This is a genomic window from Streptomyces sp. NPDC048288, from assembly GCF_043201555.1.
In the GTDB taxonomy this organism is placed as follows: domain Bacteria; phylum Actinomycetota; class Actinomycetes; order Streptomycetales; family Streptomycetaceae; genus Streptomyces.
This window is the reverse complement of the sequence record NZ_JBICZD010000020.1, coordinates 15657-31866: the sequence shown is the minus strand read 5'-3', so window position 1 is coordinate 31866 and position 16210 is coordinate 15657. Positions and strand designations below refer to the sequence as shown.

At 72.0% G+C, this 16210-nt stretch carries 15 protein-coding genes; 12 read left to right on the top strand and 3 right to left on the bottom strand.

Features of this window, described 5'->3' with window-relative positions:
* The first annotated feature begins 53 nt into the window (after nt 1-53).
* The 5 genes from ACGFZS_RS45510 (at nt 54) to ACGFZS_RS45490 (ending at nt 6012) form a co-directional block, all read left to right on the top strand.
* The gene (locus ACGFZS_RS45510) at nt 54-1088 is read left to right on the top strand and encodes an alcohol dehydrogenase catalytic domain-containing protein (protein ID WP_393800128.1); all 1035 of its coding nucleotides are present in this window, start codon (nt 54-56) and stop codon (nt 1086-1088) included.
* On the top strand, nt 1085-2551 hold the full coding sequence (locus ACGFZS_RS45505) for an MFS transporter (protein ID WP_393800127.1): 1467 nt from the start codon (nt 1085-1087) through the stop codon (nt 2549-2551). Before ACGFZS_RS45510 ends, ACGFZS_RS45505 begins: the two co-directional genes overlap by 4 nt.
* Complete coding sequence (locus ACGFZS_RS45500) at nt 2551-3447, top strand: aldo/keto reductase (RefSeq protein WP_393800126.1); 897 nt, start codon at nt 2551-2553, stop codon at nt 3445-3447. Before ACGFZS_RS45505 ends, ACGFZS_RS45500 begins: the two co-directional genes overlap by 1 nt.
* Before the next feature lie 559 nt (nt 3448-4006).
* Nucleotides 4007-5335 (top strand): sensor histidine kinase, encoded by a 1329-nt coding sequence (locus ACGFZS_RS45495; protein ID WP_393800125.1) that lies wholly within the window; start codon nt 4007-4009, stop codon nt 5333-5335.
* Nucleotides 5332-6012, top strand: coding sequence for a response regulator (locus tag ACGFZS_RS45490; RefSeq protein ID WP_393800124.1), 681 nt, complete (start codon nt 5332-5334; stop codon nt 6010-6012). The genes ACGFZS_RS45495 and ACGFZS_RS45490 overlap by 4 nt, the downstream gene beginning before the upstream one ends.
* 43 nt (nt 6013-6055) lie before the next feature.
* On the opposite strand, the gene ACGFZS_RS45485 is transcribed toward ACGFZS_RS45490, so the two are convergent.
* A complete protein-coding gene (locus ACGFZS_RS45485; protein ID WP_393800123.1) occupies nt 6056-7312 on the bottom strand; it encodes an FAD-dependent monooxygenase in 1257 nt (418 codons plus the stop codon).
* Complete coding sequence (locus ACGFZS_RS45480) at nt 7309-8712, bottom strand: MFS transporter (RefSeq protein WP_393800122.1); 1404 nt, start codon at nt 8710-8712, stop codon at nt 7309-7311. The genes ACGFZS_RS45485 and ACGFZS_RS45480 overlap by 4 nt, the downstream gene beginning before the upstream one ends.
* Before the next feature lie 453 nt (nt 8713-9165).
* Here ACGFZS_RS45480 and ACGFZS_RS45475 point away from each other — a divergent pair, with 453 nt between their 5' ends.
* The 7 genes from ACGFZS_RS45475 to ACGFZS_RS45445 all read left to right on the top strand — a co-directional run bounded on the left by ACGFZS_RS45475 (nt 9166) and on the right by ACGFZS_RS45445 (nt 14909).
* Entirely contained in the window at nt 9166-9636 is a 471-nt protein-coding gene (locus ACGFZS_RS45475; protein ID WP_393800121.1) for a hypothetical protein, read from the top strand.
* 86 nt (nt 9637-9722) lie between these two features.
* Nucleotides 9723-10874 (top strand): DUF4331 family protein, encoded by a 1152-nt coding sequence (locus tag ACGFZS_RS45470; RefSeq protein ID WP_393800120.1) that lies wholly within the window; start codon nt 9723-9725, stop codon nt 10872-10874.
* Nucleotides 10871-11953: a tetratricopeptide repeat protein gene (locus ACGFZS_RS45465; RefSeq protein ID WP_393800119.1), complete on the top strand. Its 1083-nt coding sequence runs from the start codon at nt 10871-10873 to the stop codon at nt 11951-11953. The genes ACGFZS_RS45470 and ACGFZS_RS45465 overlap by 4 nt, the downstream gene beginning before the upstream one ends.
* A 45-nt stretch (nt 11954-11998) precedes the next feature.
* Nucleotides 11999-13336, top strand: a complete 1338-nt coding sequence (locus ACGFZS_RS45460; protein ID WP_393800118.1) for a Dyp-type peroxidase — start codon at nt 11999-12001, stop codon at nt 13334-13336.
* Nucleotides 13337-13478: 142 nt separating this feature from the next.
* Nucleotides 13479-13727 (top strand): hypothetical protein, encoded by a 249-nt coding sequence (locus ACGFZS_RS45455; protein WP_393800117.1) that lies wholly within the window; start codon nt 13479-13481, stop codon nt 13725-13727.
* A complete protein-coding gene (locus tag ACGFZS_RS45450; RefSeq protein ID WP_393800116.1) occupies nt 13724-14158 on the top strand; it encodes a GNAT family N-acetyltransferase in 435 nt (144 codons plus the stop codon). The genes ACGFZS_RS45455 and ACGFZS_RS45450 overlap by 4 nt, the downstream gene beginning before the upstream one ends.
* A gap of 43 nt (nt 14159-14201) precedes the next feature.
* Nucleotides 14202-14909 (top strand): SDR family oxidoreductase, encoded by a 708-nt coding sequence (locus tag ACGFZS_RS45445; RefSeq protein ID WP_393800115.1) that lies wholly within the window; start codon nt 14202-14204, stop codon nt 14907-14909.
* Nucleotides 14910-15208: 299 nt separating this feature from the next.
* Here the strand turns inward: ACGFZS_RS45445 and ACGFZS_RS45440 are convergent, their stop codons facing one another.
* Entirely contained in the window at nt 15209-16117 is a 909-nt protein-coding gene (locus ACGFZS_RS45440) for a LysR family transcriptional regulator (protein ID WP_393800114.1), read from the bottom strand.
* Nucleotides 16118-16210: the final 93 nt, after the last annotated feature.

Below are 16210 nucleotides of genomic sequence, written 5' to 3'. Positions count from 1 at the left end.
GGGACCGCGGGTCCGGGACCGGCCCGAACACGACACCGAACCGAAGGAACACCGTGCGCGCAGCACTCATGTACGAAGCCGGCGACGTCCGCGTCGGGCAGGTCGCCGATCCGTCCCTCAAGGAGGCCACCGACGCGGTGGTCCGTGTCACCACGGCCTGTGTGTGCGGCAGCGACCTGCACCCCTACCGGTCCATGCCCGGCTCCGGCGGCCCCGTGCGCATGGGCCACGAGTTCATCGGCGTGGTCGAGGAGACCGGCGGCGACGTCCGGACGGTACGCAAGGGCGACCTCGTCGTCGCTCCGTTCGCCTACTCGGACGGCACCTGCGCCTACTGCCGGGCCGGGCTGCAGACCTCCTGCGAGCACGGCGGGTTCTGGGCCCGGGACGGCGTCGACGGCGGTCAGGGCGAGGCGGTCCGCGTGCCGCTGGCCGACGGCACCCTGGTCCGGCTGCCGGTGGGCGCCGACGACGCGCTCGTCCCGTCCCTGCTCACCCTGTCCGACGTGCTCGGCACCGGCCACCACGCCGCCGTCCGCGGCGGAGTGCGGCCCGGCAGCACCGTCACGGTGATCGGGGACGGCGCCGTCGGCCTGCTCGCCGTGCTCGCGTCCCGGCGGCTCGGTGCCGAGCGGATCGTCCTCATGGGCCGGCACCGGGCCCGTACCGACCTCGGCCGGGCGTTCGGCGCGACCGACGTGGTCGCCGAGCGCGGCGGCGAAGGCATCGAGAAGGTGCGCGAGCTCACCGGCGGCGGCAGCCCGATCGTCCTCGAAGCGGTCGGCCACCGGCCCGCCTACGAGCAGGCGTACGGCGTGGTCCGCCCCGGCGGCACCATCAGCCGTGTGGGCGTCCCCCAGTACGAGGAGGCCCCGGTCGGCTTCGGCAGCCTCTTCGGTCCCAACATCACTCTGACCGGGGGCCCCGCCCCGGCCCGCGCCTACATCGACGAACTGCTCCCCGACATCCTGGAGGGCCGTATCGAGCCGGGCCGGGTCTTCGACCGCACCGTCGGTCTCGACGAGGTCGCCGAGGGCTACCGGGCCATGGACGCGCGCGAGGCCCTCAAGGTGCTGGTACGGCCGTGAGCGGGGAGCGTGTGATCAACGCGGTGGACGCCCCGGCCGCGGCGGAGCGGCCGGACGGGGCACCGGTCCACGGGGCACCGGTCCACGGGACGCTGATCCTCGCGATCATCTGCGTCAGCTACTTCATGGTCATCCTCGACAACTCGATCGTCTTCACCGGGCTGCCGCGGATCCGCTCCGACATGGGGTTCTCCGAGACCGGCCTGTCCTGGATCACCAATGCCTACGTCCTGGTCTTCGGCGGACTGCTGCTGTTGGGTGCCCGGGCCGGTGACCTGTTCGGACACCGCAGGGTGTTCCTGTTCTCGCTGGCCGTCTTCTCGCTGACCTCGCTCCTGGTGGGCGCCGCGCAGACCCCGTGGTGGCTGATCGGCGCCCGGGCACTGCAGGGCGTCGGCGCCGCCGTCCTGGCCCCCTCCGCCCTGTCCCTGCTCACCCGGAGCTTCGCCGAGGGCCGGGCCCGTGACCGGGCGATGGCCGCCTACAGCGCCGTCGCCGGTCTCGGTGCCGCTCTCGGCCTGGTCGTCGGAGGGCTGGTCGCCGACCTCGTCTCGTGGCGGGCCGGGTTCTTCCTGAACGTCCCGATCGGCCTCCTGATGATGGCTCCGGCGATGCGGTTCCTGCCCGAGACCGAGCGCCGGCGAGGCCGCTTCGACGTGGCCGGGGCGCTGCTGGCGACGCTGGGCTCGACCGCGCTGGTCCTCGGCATCGTGGACGCGGCCGACTTCGGCTGGACCGCTCCCGCCACCCTGGTGCCGCTGGTGGCCGGCGTGGTGATGCTGGGTTCGTTCGTCGGGGTGGAGCGGCGGGCCGCGCAGCCGATCGTGCCGCTGCGGCTGTTCGCGAGCCGGGAGCGCGGCGGCGCGTACGTCACCCGGATGCTCTACATGGGCGCGATGATGGGCTTCTTCTTCTTCACCGCGCAGTTCGTGCAGAGCGTCTACCACTGGACACCGCTGCAGGCCGGGCTCGCCTTCCTGCCGATGACGCTGGTCAACTTCGTCCCCGCCGTCCTGGTGCCCCGGCTGATCGAACGGGCCGGCCGGCCCCCGGTGCTCCTCACCGGAGTCGTGCTGACCGCGGCGGGCATGGCCTGGCTCAGCCGCCTCGGCCCGCACACCCCCTACCTGACGGGCGTGGCGCTGCCGATGGTGCTCATCGGCGCCGGTCAGGGCCTGACGCTGGCCCCGCTGACCTCCAGCGGCGTCGGCGGCATCGCCCCGGAGGACGCGGGGGCCGGCTCGGGCCTGGTCAACACCGTGCACCAGATCGGCAGCGCGCTGAGCCTGAGCATCCTGACCGCCGTCGCCGCCGGCGTCTCCACCGGCCACACGCCCGCCGACATCGCGGCCCGTGCGGGAACCGCCCTGACCGGCTCCGCCGTACTGCTCGCCCTGGCGGTCCTGACCGTCCTCGTTCTCATCGTGCCCGCCCGGGCCACCCGCCACGAAAGGTCCCTGTGATGCAGACCCTCACCCTCAACAACGGCGTCGAGATGCCCGCCCTCGGCCTCGGCGTCTTCCAGACCCCGCCCGACGAGACCATGGCCGCCGTCAGGTCCGCGCTCGACCTCGGCTACCGGCACATCGACACGGCCGCCGCGTACGGCAACGAACGCGAGGTGGGCCGGGCCGTCCGCGACTCCGGGGTGCCCCGCGACGAGATCTTCCTCGAGACCAAGATCTGGATCAGCGACTACGGCTACGACGAGACCCTGCACGGCTTCGACAAGAGTGCCGCCAAGCTCGGTGTCGACCGGATCGACCTGCTGATCCTGCACCAGGCCCTGCCGTCCGGCTTCGACCGGACACTCGCCGCGTACCGCGCCCTGGAGAAGCTGCTGGCCGACGGCAGGGTCCGCGCCATCGGCGTCAGCAACTTCATGGTCGACCACCTGACCGCGCTGCTCGACGACGCCTCCGTCGTCCCCGCGGTCAACCAGCTGGAGATCCACCCCTACTTCCAGCAGCGGGCCGTACTCGACTTCGACGCCGAGCACGGCATCCTCGACCAGGCCTGGTCCCCCATCGGCGGGATCACCTTCTACCCGGGCTACGGCGAGGACCGCAGGAGCGTCCTCCAGGACCCCGCCGTCACCCGGATCGCCGAGGCGCACGGCAAGAGCCCGGCCCAGGTGCTGCTGCGCTGGGGTCTCCAGCAGGGCCGCTCGGTCATCCCCAAGTCGACCCGGCGCGCACGCATCGCCGAGAACATCGACGTCTTCGACTTCGAGCTCACCGCCGAGGAGCTCACCGCCCTCGACGCGCTGGAGACCGGCCGCCGCGGCGGACCCGAACCCGAGAAGGTCACCCTCGCCGCCTACGGCCGCACCATCCCCGAAGCCGCGGAGATCGGCTGACCGTCGGGACACCCGACGCGCGGGCCGCTGGCGGGGGCTGGGGCAGCCGACGCACCCCTCGCCGCCACTCCCCGGCCTGCCGGACGGTAGTGCGACGGCACCAGATCACGTGCGTGACCGGTCCCGTCGCACCAGAGCGGGACGGCGACTTGGCACGATGCCGGGTGGGACACCGGAGGGAAGGGTGGGCGGCGCGTGCGTCTCACGCGTCCCCTTCCTTTTCCTTTCCTTGACGGTGTCCGGAGTGATCAACAGATGGCGACGTCTCTCCACTCTTCTCCGCTCTCCACCGGCTCGTGGCCGGCCTGTGGCTGGATGTCCTTGGCCACCGGACCGGACCGGTCATGCCACTGATGCGGATCACGGGCCATGGACTACGAGGTCCTTCCTTCGCCTTCTTCGCCTTCTTGGTCCGGAGGGCGATCGCGCCTGCGGGGCCGGAACTGCTCGGCGGCCACCGGGTCTGGTGGCCGCCCCGTATCCTGAGGCGCGTGCTCCCGAATGCCGATAGCGAGGGTGCGGCACTGGAACGAGGGCGTGTCCCGGCCCCGGCGTCGTCATGACGCACACAGGTGGCGGTGGCCCACGCGCACGCGCACGCGGCCCATGGCGGCGGGAGGCGGCGGTCACGGCGGCGGCGTTCGGCCTCTGTCTGCTCGGCGGCGTGGTGCAGGTCGACGACACGTTGGCAGCGCCGCCCTCCGCCGCCTACTTGGTGGCCGTGGTGTCCTGTGCCCTGCTGCCGATACGGCACCGGGCACCCCTGGCCGCCCTGGCGGCCACGACCGCCGTCGGCGTGCTGGTACCGACCCTGGGCCTCCTGCTCACCCCGCTCATCGTGGCCCCCGCCGTGATCGCCGCCTACTCCTACGCGCTCGCCGCGCGTTCCGAACGACACGCGGCGGGCGCGGTGTTGCTCACTTCCGCCGCACTGGCCGTCTGCATCCCGCTGTTCGGGGACTTCTCGTGGAAGGACGCGAGCCGGATGGGTGTGGTGGCGGTGTTCCCCCTGGCCGCCGGGGTACTCGGGCGCTCGGTGCGGAACCGACGGGCCTATCTGGCGGCCGTGGAGGAGCGGGCCCGGCGGGCCGAGGAGAGCCGGGACAGCGAGGCGCGCCGACGAGTGGCCGAGGAACGCGTACGGATAGCCCGTGAACTGCACGACCTGGTGGCCCATCAGATCACCCTGGCCAACGCGCAGGCCATGGTCGCCGCCCATCTCTTCGACGCCCGTCCGGAGCAGGCCCGTAAAAGCCTGGGCGAACTCGTCGAGACCACCGGTCACGCGCTCGACGAACTGCGGGCCACCGTCGGTCTGTTGCGCCAGTCCGGCGACACGGCCGCGCCCGCCGAACCGGCACCCGGGCTGTCCCGGCTTCCCGCGCTCCTCGAATCCTTCCGCCGCGCGGGGCTGGACGTGTCGGTGCACCGGGAGGGCACGGCCCGGCCGTTGCCGCCGGGAGTCGACCTCACCGCCTACCGCATCGTCCAGGAGGCCCTGACCAACGTGACCAAACACGCCGGAACCGGTAGCGCCCGGGTGGGCTTCGTCTGGAACCACGATCACGTGACCATCACCGTCGCCGACGATGGAGGAGGCACCGCCGCCCGTACGACACCGCCCGCGGCACCGGTGCCGGACCGGCCGACCGCGTCCCCCGTGCCGCACCGGCCGCCCGGTTACGGGCTGATCGGGATGCGGGAGCGGGCCACGGCGGTCGGGGGACAGCTCTCCGCGGGCAGACGGCCGGAGGGCGGCTTCCTGGTCTCCACCCACCTGCCCCTCCCGCCCGCGAGAGACACGACGCGGACGGACGACGGAACGACGGACGACGGAACGACGGATGACGGAACGACGGATGACGGAGCGGCCGGGGGTGCGCCGTGACGCTTCGGGTGCTCCTCGCCGACGATCAGGCCCTGCTGCGCGGCGCCTTCCGGCTGCTTCTCGACAGCGCCGACGACATCACCGTGGTCGGCGAGGCCGGCGACGGCCGGGAGGCGGTGCGGCTCACCCGGGAACTGCGCCCGGACGTGGTGCTCATGGACATCCGGATGCCCGAGGTGGACGGTCTCACCGCCACCTCGGAGATCTGCGCGGATCCGGAACTGCGGGCCACCCGCATCCTGATCCTCACCACGTACGAGACCGACGAGTACGTCGCCCGGGCGCTGCGCGCGGGGGCCGGCGGATTCATCGGCAAGGGCATCGGTACCGAGGATCTCCTGGACGCCGTACGTACGATCGCCACCGGCGACACCCTGCTCTCCCCCGCCGCGACCCGCTCCCTGGTCGCCCGCTTCCTGGCCGCACCGGACGACACCCCACCGCACCACGCCGGACGACTCGCCGTGCTCACCCCGCGCGAACGCGAGATGGTGGCCCTGGTCGCGACCGGCCTGTCCAACCAGGAGATCGCCGAGCGGATGTTCCTCAGCCCCTTCACCGTCCGCGCCCATGTACAGCGCGCCATGACCAAGCTGGAGGCCCGCGACCGCGCACAACTCGTCGTCATCGCCTACCGGACGGGCCTGGCCCGGGCCACACCCGACCCCCCGTCGTAGGCCTCGTGACGCAGCGGCGGAGGCGGGCGGCTGTCGTGCCGGGTCACGGCGGCGGGGCGAAGGCGGGCAGGGTGAGGGCCGAGTGGGCCGGTCGTGTCGTCGCGGAGGGCAGGGTGTCGAGGCCGCGCAGCAGGGTGTCGCGTCGTTCCAGGGCTCGCTCCGTGGTGGGGAAGAGGGTGGCCGCGCCGTCGTCGACCAGTGCCTGGTTCATGGCCACGAATCCACGAACGGCGTGCTCGTAGGCGGCGAAGGCGACGGTGTGGTCCCGGTGCGTGGCCAGGGCGTGGGCGAGCATGTAGGCACCGACCAGTGCGAGGCTCGTGCCCTGTCCGGTGAGGAACGAGGGTGCGTACGCGGCGTCGCCGACGAGCGCGACCCGGCCGCGGGACCAGTGGGGCATGCGGATCTGACCGGCCGTGTCGAAGAACAGGTCGTCCGCGTCGCGCATGGCGTCGACCATGCCGGGGACCTCCCATCCGGCGCCCGCGAAGACGGTGGCGACCAGGTCCCGCTGGGCGTCGGGGCTCCGCAGGGCGTCGAACGGCGGTTCCGGCCGGTGGAAGTTCAGGAAGGCGTGCAGCTCGTCGTCGTCCCCGACGGCGTAGAGGGCCGCGGCTTTCCCCGGGGTGTTCCACAGCACGAGTTCGTGGGAGAGCCCGAAGGTGTTCGGCATGGTGAACAGGGCGAAGCAGTGGCCGAGGTAGCGGTGGAACCGCTCTTCGGGGCCGAACAGGGACTCCCGGGTACGTGAGTGCGTACCGTCGGCACCGACCACCAGGTCGAACGTCCGCCGTCGCCCGCCGCGGAAGGCGACGTCGACCCCTGCCGCGGACTGGTCCAGGGCGTCGACGGAGTCGTCGAACACGAACTCCACGCCGTCGCGAACCAGCGCGTGGAGGACCGTGGTCAGATCCCCCCGACGCACCTCCAGATCCTGTCCCTCGACACCACCGGTGCCGCCGGCACCACCGGCCACGGCGCGCGTGGGGACGGCGCGCGTGGGGACCGAGGCCACCGCACTGCCGTCGGCCCTGAGGAAGGTGCAGCGCCGGGAGTCGACCTGAGCCTCCCGTAGCCGCGGCAGCACGCCCATCCGCCGGACCACCTCCACCGCGGTTCCGCGGACGTCGATCGGGTAACCGCCGTCCCGCAGTGCGCCGGCCTTCTCCACCACGGTGACCGCGCATCCGGACCGGTGCAGCCAGTACGCCAGCGCGAGTCCGGAGACACCGGCCCCCGAGATCAGGACTTCGCGCCACACGGCGGCCCTCCCATCCGTCGCCCCTCCCACCGATGTCATGCCTGCGCTCCCTTCTTCGTGAGACGGACGACGAACAGCGACGACGCGGCGACGAGCCCGGCGGCCATGAACCCGGTGACGAAGGCCGATTCGGCCGGCAGGCCCGTCATCGGCTCGGCGCCGGCGTCGAGGACCGCACCCGCGGCCTGGGCGCCCAGGGCGACACCGATCACGCGCGTCACCACGAGCAGGCCGGTGGCGATACCGATGTCGGCGGTCTCGATGGCGGTGGCGGTGCCGGCGAGCAGCGTCGTGGTACCGACACCCGCGGCGAACGCGGTCAGCACCTTCGCGAGGACGAGCTGCCACTCCGCGGTGTGCAGCGACGCCAGGGCGATCATCGTGCCCGCCGTGACGACGGCACCCACGACGACCACGGCACGCGGACCGAAACGCCGCGCCGCGATCCCGCCGACCGAATCGCTCACCGCCCCGGCGACGGCACCGGGCAGCAGGAACAGTCCGATGTCGGTGGTCCCGGCGCCGAAGCCGTACCCGTCGGCCGACACCCCGAACAGCTGCGGAAGCAGGAAGGCCGCCATCCCGAAACTGGTGGTGATGACGAGGGTGAGCACGCACGCATGCCACATCGCGGGCTTCGCCAGCATGCGCAGATCGACCATCGGCGAGACCGCCCGGCGCTCCACGGCGACCCATCCGGCGGCGAGGGCGGCCACGAGTAGCGCGACGGCGCAGACCGCGAGGGGCGGCAGACCGCCGTCCCGCGTCGCCGTCACGAGCCCGAGCATGAACGCGAGCAGTGTGCCGCTCAGCAGCAGCACACCCGGCCAGTCGATCCCATGGCCCGACCGGAGCGGCGGATCGTGCGGCAGCAGCCGAGCCACGGCCGCCGTCGCCATGACGACCGCGAGCGTCGGCAGCGCGAACATCCCGTGCCAGGACAGTCCGTCCGCGATCGGCCCGGCGATCAGCGTTCCGACGATGCCGCCACCCGTGAACAACGCGACGACCAGTCCGATCGCCACCTGTGACGCCCCCGCCGGGAGGTGCTTGCGCACCAGGATGAACGAAAGGGGCAGCGCCCCCACCATCGCGCCCTGCAGTACCTGACCGAACAACAGCACCGGCAGGTTCGGTGCCAGGGCCGCCGCCACACCGCCGGCCGAGACCACCGCCATCAGCCGCACCAGCACCCGCTTGCCGCCATAGCGGTCGCCGAGCTTGCCCGCGACGGGCGTGACGACCGCGCCCGTGACGAGTAACGCGTTGCCGACCAGCGCCCCTTCGGCAGGACTCACCCCCAACTCACGCTGCAGCAACGGGAGCGCGGGCTCCACCACCGACTGCAGCGTGCCGAGGGCGAGTGCCAGGATGCCGAGGGCACCGATCGACAGCCTCCCGATACGGACCGGCGCAAGTACATCGCCGGACCTGGACATCGTTTTCCTCACGTGCTGATCACTCCAGACACCGCCGGGACAGGGGAACGCGTGAGATTCACGCACCCCTCACCCTCCCTTCCGGCGCCCCACCGGACATCGTCCCCAGCCCCCGTCCTCCCCTGGTGCGACCGGACCAGCCCCTCACCCCACCTGGTCTCCGCGCACTACAGACCGGCCCCGACCGCCGAACCCCAACCAGAGCGCCTTCCTACCGAACCGGCCGAAACCTTCGGCGAGCCCTATCGCCCCAGGTCAGAGGGTTTGCCTGGTTCCGCTCGCCAAGCGAGCGCCGCTTCCTTCGCCTCTTGGTGGCGTGATCGTCTTGCCCGCGCTCTGGAGGACGGCAAAGCTGAGTGTCGGAGTGGTGCGGATGCACTCGGGAAGGGAGAGGGAGTCATGGCGACACAGGGTTCTCCGAGGTCGACGACTCCGACGGATGCGACCCCGACCGTGGCGAGGCAGCCCGACGGATACGGCAAGCGGGTCGGGGAGGTGGCGGAGATCACCGTCCTGCTCGATGCCAAGCCGGGCGGGGCGGACCGATTCCGCCAGAACGCCGCCAAGATCCAGGAAGACGCCTTTCACTACGAGAAGCTCGTCGGCACGGTCCACGACTTCCGCGTCACGTTCATCAACAACGACACTCAGGTCCTGGGCGCGGTCACCTACGACGGTGACTTCAAGCCGTACATGGCGGACATCTTCGCCAACGCCGGAGAGTGGTTCGACGAGATGTTCGAGGGTGTCGTGGAGGGCTATCCCGGGTCGACGGATCCGGGCATCGTCGACTGGCTGGCGCCGAAGATCGTGGAGGCCGACATGTGGTATGCCTCCAACCCGGCGATGACGGTCGCGGACACCGCGAAGGCGCAGAAGGTCACGCAGGCGTTCAACACGTTGCTGGACACCGCGTCCGGCTAGCAGCCCGGTCCCCGCGCCGGGAGGCCGGATGGCCCCGGCGGGGTGCGCTCATGAGCCCGGTTCATGTCAGCGAAGGTCACAACACCATGTCCGACCATCTTTCCGGTACCCGCGCCGTGGCCGATCCGGCCATAGACCTGACCGACCTCTACGCCTTTCCCAGCCCTTCCCGGCCCGGCCGGCTCGTCCTCGTCCTGAACGTCTTTCCCAGCGCCCGGCCCGGAGCCCTGTTCTCCGACGCCGCCGCCTACCGCTTCCGCGTGCGCCCGGCGTCCGTGTCCACGCGGGAAGCGGGCACGCTGTTCGATGTCGGCACCGAGGAATTCGCGCTCACCTGCACCTTCTCGGCTCCGACCGGGCAGGACGGGGATTCGGGGCAGCGGGGAACGTGCGTGCTGCCGAGCGGGGAACCGGTGTCGTTCCCGGTGAACGACGAGCGGGGCGGCGAGGGCGACGGCGTGCACTGCTACGCGGGGCTGCGGCTGGATCCCTTCTTCATGGACGTGGCCAAGGAGGTGGAGACGCGGGCGAGCCGACGCCTCACCTTCGTGGCGGAGGGCACCAACCTGCTGGAGGGCAACGACATCCTGACCTTCGTGGCGGAACTCGATGCCGCCAGGGTGTTCGGGCCGGCCGCGGGCAGCGTCCTCGCCGTCGCGGCGGAGACCGTCACCCTCGGGCCGTACCCCATACGCCTGGAACGCCTGGGCCGCCCCGAGATCAAGAACATCCTCATGTCGGACAACGGGGTCGACACCGCCAACAAGATCGTGGATCTGCGCGATCTCTACAACGAGGAAGACCCGTTCCGGCTCGGCCCGACCCACCTGGACGCCTATCGCTCACGGCTCAACGCCAACCTGGCCTTCTTCGACGGTCTCGACGGCAAGCAGGACTGGACGACGCGGCCGGACGGGACGCATCCGCTGACGGAACCGCTGCTCGCGGACTTCCTGGTCGTGGATACGGCCAAGCCGTACGCCGAGGACAGCTTCTTCGAGATCGAGCGGGCCCTGCTGGCCGGCCGGCCGTACACGACCTGCGGTGGCCGGTCGCTCGACGACGACGTCATCGACACGCTCTACACGCTGATCGTCAACGCGGGCAACGGCCCACGGGTGAGCGACGGCGTCGACGGGACCGTCCCGGCCCTGCGCGAGTTCCCCTACCTGGCGCCGGCCAACCCGAATCCGCCCGCGGAGGCGGCCGTCATCCCGAAGGCCGCGGCAAGCCGATGAGCAGCGCCACCGCGGCCCCTCGGGCCGGGCCCGGCCTTGCGGACGGACCGCGTACGACGGCCGGCGTCATCGCCGAGGGCAATCTCGACGCGCACCTCGCGGGTCTGAGGGCCCGGGCCGCACGGGAAGGGCTCACCGCCGACGGCTGGGTCGACCTGGTGGAACTGACCGCCCTGCGCGGACACGTGCGGGGCCGTATCGACGAGGCCGAGGGCGCGGCAACGCTCGCCGAGGCGTTCGCCGCCCGGGCGCCGCGCGATCCTCGTGCGCTCCTGGCACGCGCCGGACGGGCGGCCCACTTCCACCGGTTCGCGGCGGCGCTGGACGATCTGGACAGGGCGGCCGCCCTGGGACTCGACCGGCGCACCGTCGACGAGGAGCGGGCAGCGGTCTGCCAGGCGCTCGGGCGGTACGACGAGGCGCTCGCGTTGTGCCGGTACGCGTTGTCGAGACGGCGGGACTTCAGAACCCTCGGTGCCATGGCCCGCTGCCGCGCCGAGAGCGCCGAGAGCGCTGAGACAGGCGGGGCGGCGGACGAGGCGGAATCGTGGTTCCTGGCGGCGCGACGCTCCTACCGCGGGGTCAGTCCCTTTCCGCCGGCGGTCCTCGAATTCCAGTGCGGACGAATGTGGCTGGAGCGGGGCCGCCCGGCGCGGGCGCGCGACTGGCTGGAGTCGGCCGTCGCCCGGCTGCCGTCCTACGTACCGGCCCAGGGGCACCTCGCCGAGACCGACGCCGCCGAAGGCAGAACGGCCGCGGCGGTGGACCGGCTGCGCCGACTGGCCCTCGCCAGCGACGATCCCGCCTACGCGGCCGGGCTCGCCCGCCACCTCGACGCGGGAGAGAACTCGGCGGAGGTGCGGTTCTGGCGTGCCCACGCCGCCGCGCGCTACGAGGAACTGACGGCACACCACCCCGAGGCGTACGTCGACCACGCGGCGCAGTTCTGGCTGACGGTCGGCGACGACCCGCGCAGAGCACTCGTGCTGGCGCGGGAGAACCTGGCCCTTCGGGCGACCCCACGCGCCCACGCGCTCCTCGACCACGCCGTGCGTCGTGTCGGAGCGCGCCGACGGTAGCCGCAATTGATACAAATTCGGCCGATGCCCGACCGGAGGGACGACATGACGGCGCCTCACGCCCAAGCCTCGCCGCTGCAGCTGGACGACATACAGGGCATCGTGCTGCGCGACCGTCCGTCGCCCTACGTCGGCACCTACATCCTGCTGCGGGTGGACGATCCGGGCGCCGGCCGTCGGCTGATGGGGCGCTTGGCCGACCTGGTGGACTCCGCCGCCGACTGGTGGCAGCCGGAGCTGCCCGCGCTCCTCAACGTCGGACTGACGTACCGGGGACTCGAAGCACTCCAGGTCCCCGCCGCCTCCCTGAACACCTTCCCCGAGGAGTTCCGCCAGGGCATGGCGGCCCGCGCCGAGTTCATCGGCGACACCGGGGAGAGCGCGCCCGCCCGCTGGGAGCCGCCCTTCGGCACCGGCCAGGTGCACGTGGTGCTGTCCCTCCTCGCCGCCGACCAGGAGTCCCTGGCCGTCGTCCTCGAACGTGCCCGCAAGGCCCACGCGCGGCTGCCCGGCCTTCAGGTCGTCTACCGGCAGGACTTCTACCAACTGTCCACCGGGCGCACCACCTTCGGCTACAAGGACGGCATCGGCAACCCCACGATCGAGGGCAGCGGTGCGCAGGCCCCGCCGGGCGACGGTCCCGCGCTCAAGGCAGGTGAGTTCGTCCTCGGCCACCCCGACGAGACCGGCAACCTGCCACCCATGCCGGAGCCGGCCGAGCTGGGCCGCAACGGCACCTTCGTGGCCTGGCGGAAGCTGCACACGCGCGTGGCCGCCTTCCGACGCTACCTCCGTGAGAACTCCGGCGGCCCGGAGCAGGAATCACTGCTCGCCGCCAAGATCGTGGGCCGCTGGCCGAGCGGCGCCCCGCTGGTCCTGGCGCCCGAGCACGACGACCCGGCCCTGGGAGCGGACAGGGGACGCAACAACGACTTCCGCTACGAGTCCGACCCGCACGGCACGCTCTGCCCGCACGGCGCCCACGCCCGGCGCGCCAACCCGCGCGACTCACAGATCATCGGCGACGTCCGTCTGCACCGCATGATCCGTCGCGGCACCAACTACGGCCCGCCGCTGCCCGCCGGCGCCCTGGACGACGACGGCGCCGACCGCGGCATCGTCTTCGTCTTCATCGGCTCCCACCTCGACCGGCAGTTCGAGTTCGTGAAGTCGCAGTGGCTCAACGACGGCAACTTCACCGGCCTCGACACCGAGAAGGACCTGCTCACCGGCGACAACGACGGCACCGGCGACTTCACCGTCCCACAGCACCCCGTCCGGCGCCGCCTGCACGGCGTCGAGCGCTTCGTCATCACCCGCGGCGGAGAGTACTTCTTCCTGCCCGGCATCGGCGCACTGCGCTGGCTGGCCGACGACAACTGAACGAAGGCCCCGCCAACGTCATTCGGCCGCCTCTGCTCGTTCCCCTCATTTGGTTGCCAACTCCCGCACTGCGCAAGGTAATCTCGCCGAGGTGACCGCTCTCGCGCCCATTGGTCCACCGGAGAGGCCCGCCTCCCATGGTGTGTCCTTTCGGCCGCACGAGCACCCTCTCCTCCCGGCGGCGCTGCCCGGCCATGTACGCCTGCGGTACGACGCCCTCGCGGTCGGGGTCCGCCGAGGCGGTCGGTTGCCCGCCGGTGCCGGGCGGCTTGCGCGGGCGGGGACGCGGCCGGGCGGCAGCATCGAGATCGAGGCGGCGGAGTTCATGGCAGCCGTCCCGGGGGCCACAACAGCTTCGATCGCCGACCTCCCGGCGGACACGTCGGCGTGACGGCCATCCGCGACGCCACGCCCTCGGACGCCGATGACATCTACCGTCTGCTGACCGGGTTCGTGACGAGCTACCGGCCCGACCGAGCGGTCTTCGACGACGGCGCGTTCCCCCGGGTCATCGAGGCCGCCTCGTACGGCAGGGCCGAGTTCCTGGTCGCCGAGCAGGACGCGTGCGTGGTCGGATACCTGCTCGCGCTGCGCATGCCCACCCTGTTCGCCGGCGGAACGGTCCTCGAACTGCTCGAACTCACCGTGGCCGAGTCCATGCGGGGCCGCGGGACGGGTTCCGCGCTGGTCCGGGCCGCACAGGCGAGGGCCCGGGAGGCGAAGGACGTCGAGGTGACCGTGCCGACCCGCAGAGCGGCCGACTTCTATCGCGCTCTGGGGTTCCGCGAGACCGCCGTTCATCTCACATGGTCCACTGCGTGATCGGGAAACCGCCGGCGAATCGGCCGGACGAGAGGGGGAAACCATGCGGATCCAGGGGGCAACGGCACTGGTGACCGGGGCGAACCGGGGCCTCGGACAGATGATGGCCCGGCTGCTCCTGCGACGCGGCGCCCACCGCGTCTACGGCGGGGCCCGCGACCCGCGGTCGGTCCGCGAGCCGGGCGTGATCCCGGTTACCCTCGACATCACCGATCTCGCCCAGGTAGCTGCCGCGACCGAGACGTGTTCCGACGTGACCCTGCTGGTCAACAACGCCGGGGTCCTGACCGACAGCCCCCTGCTCGCCGCGCCCGCCCCGGACGCCGCCCGCGCCGAGATGGAGGTCAACTACTTCGGCACGCTCGCGATGTGCCGTGCCTTCGCCCCGCTGCTCGTGGGCAACGCGCCCGGCGCCATCGTCAACGTGCTGTCCATCGCGAGCTGGTTCACCAACCCCGCGATGGGCTCCTACAGCGCCTCCAAGGCCGCCGCCTGGGCCCTGACCAACGGGATCCGCGGCGAACTCCACGACACCGGCGTCCTCGTCGTCGGCGTGCACTGCGGATACATCGACACGGACATGGCCGCCCATGTCACCGGTCCCAAGAACACTCCGGAAGCCATCGCCGAGCAGACCTTCGCCGCCGTCGAAGCGGGCCGGACGGAAGTCCTCGCCGACGAACGCACCCGTCAGGCCAGGGCGGCCCTGGGAGCCGTACCCGGTACAACGGCTTCTGGCCGACGCCCGTAACACCCCTCGCGGGGTGGGGAACAAGATCGGGCCCAGGGACCTGGCCAAGCACCGGTGGGGAATTCCATCGGTCGCACCCCAGATGAAGTAGTCGCGCCGTTGATGAAGCAGAGGTCCGTTTCGACCTCTGCGGGGACGATGGGCACTTGCCGCCATCGGGGGCGGGCGTGGCCGCGCCATGACGCGGACGCGGTTGTGGGGCAGTGGCGACGCCGTGTCCGCCCTCCGGCCACGGGCCGAGTCGTCCGTGGCCGAGCAGCGCGGCGTCACCGCCCGCGTCTTCCTGGCCGGCCGCGGTGTCACGGCGCCGCACGAAGCTGTGCGGCCTCGTGGCGCAGCGCCTCCACGGTGGCCGTCACCTCGGGAGAGCGGTCGCGGGCCGTGACGGCGACGACGGCGCGGCCGAGCCAGGCGGGGTCGTCGACCCGGACGGTGCGGACTCCGGCGGGGACCGAGGCCGCGGCGACTTCGGGGAGTACGGCGATGCCGAGACCGGCGGCGACCAGCCCGAGGCGAGTGGGCCATGCGCGGGCGGCGTAGGCGATCCGCGGGTGGTCGAGGGTCGGCCAGGCGCCGAACTGGGGGTCGTCGCGGAGGCCTTTGCCGACGATCCAGGTTTCACCTCTCAGCTCGGTCACCGGGATGGTTCCGCGGCCGGCGAACCGGTGGCCGTCGGGGACGGCGAGCAGCAGACCGCCGTCCAGGAGCAGGTCGCGGCGCAGCCCCTCGACGTCGTAGGCGGGCAGGTCCGGACCCATGCCGATCACCGCGATGTCGATGCGGTGGGCGCGGAGTTGGCGAAGCTGCGTGGGCGAGGACGCCTCGCCGAACTCGACGATCAGCCCCGGGTGGTCGTCTCCGAGGCGGGCCAGTGTCCTGGGCACGAGCACGGCGGCGGCCGAGGGGAACGCCGCGATGGCGACTCGTCCGGTGACGTGGTCCTGAAGTCCGGCGAGGTCTGTGCCGACGGCGTCGATCTCGTTCAGCGCCGTCGTGGCCCGGCGGGCGAGGATCATGCCCGCGGGAGAGGGAACCACCCCGCGGGCGCCCCGGACGAACAGCGGTGCGCCCGCGGCGGCTTCCATCGCCGCCACCTGACGGGACACCGCCGACTGGGTGTATCCGAGGGCGTCGGCCGCCGCGGTGAACGATCCGGTGTCGACCACCGCCTGGACGACACGGAGACCGGTGAGGGTGAAGTCGGCCATGCCGCCACCCTGACACATTCCGGAATCGCATGTCTTCCATGAAAGACCTTCGCTGGTGGAATACCTGGATCGGCAACACGATGGAGGGGCAAC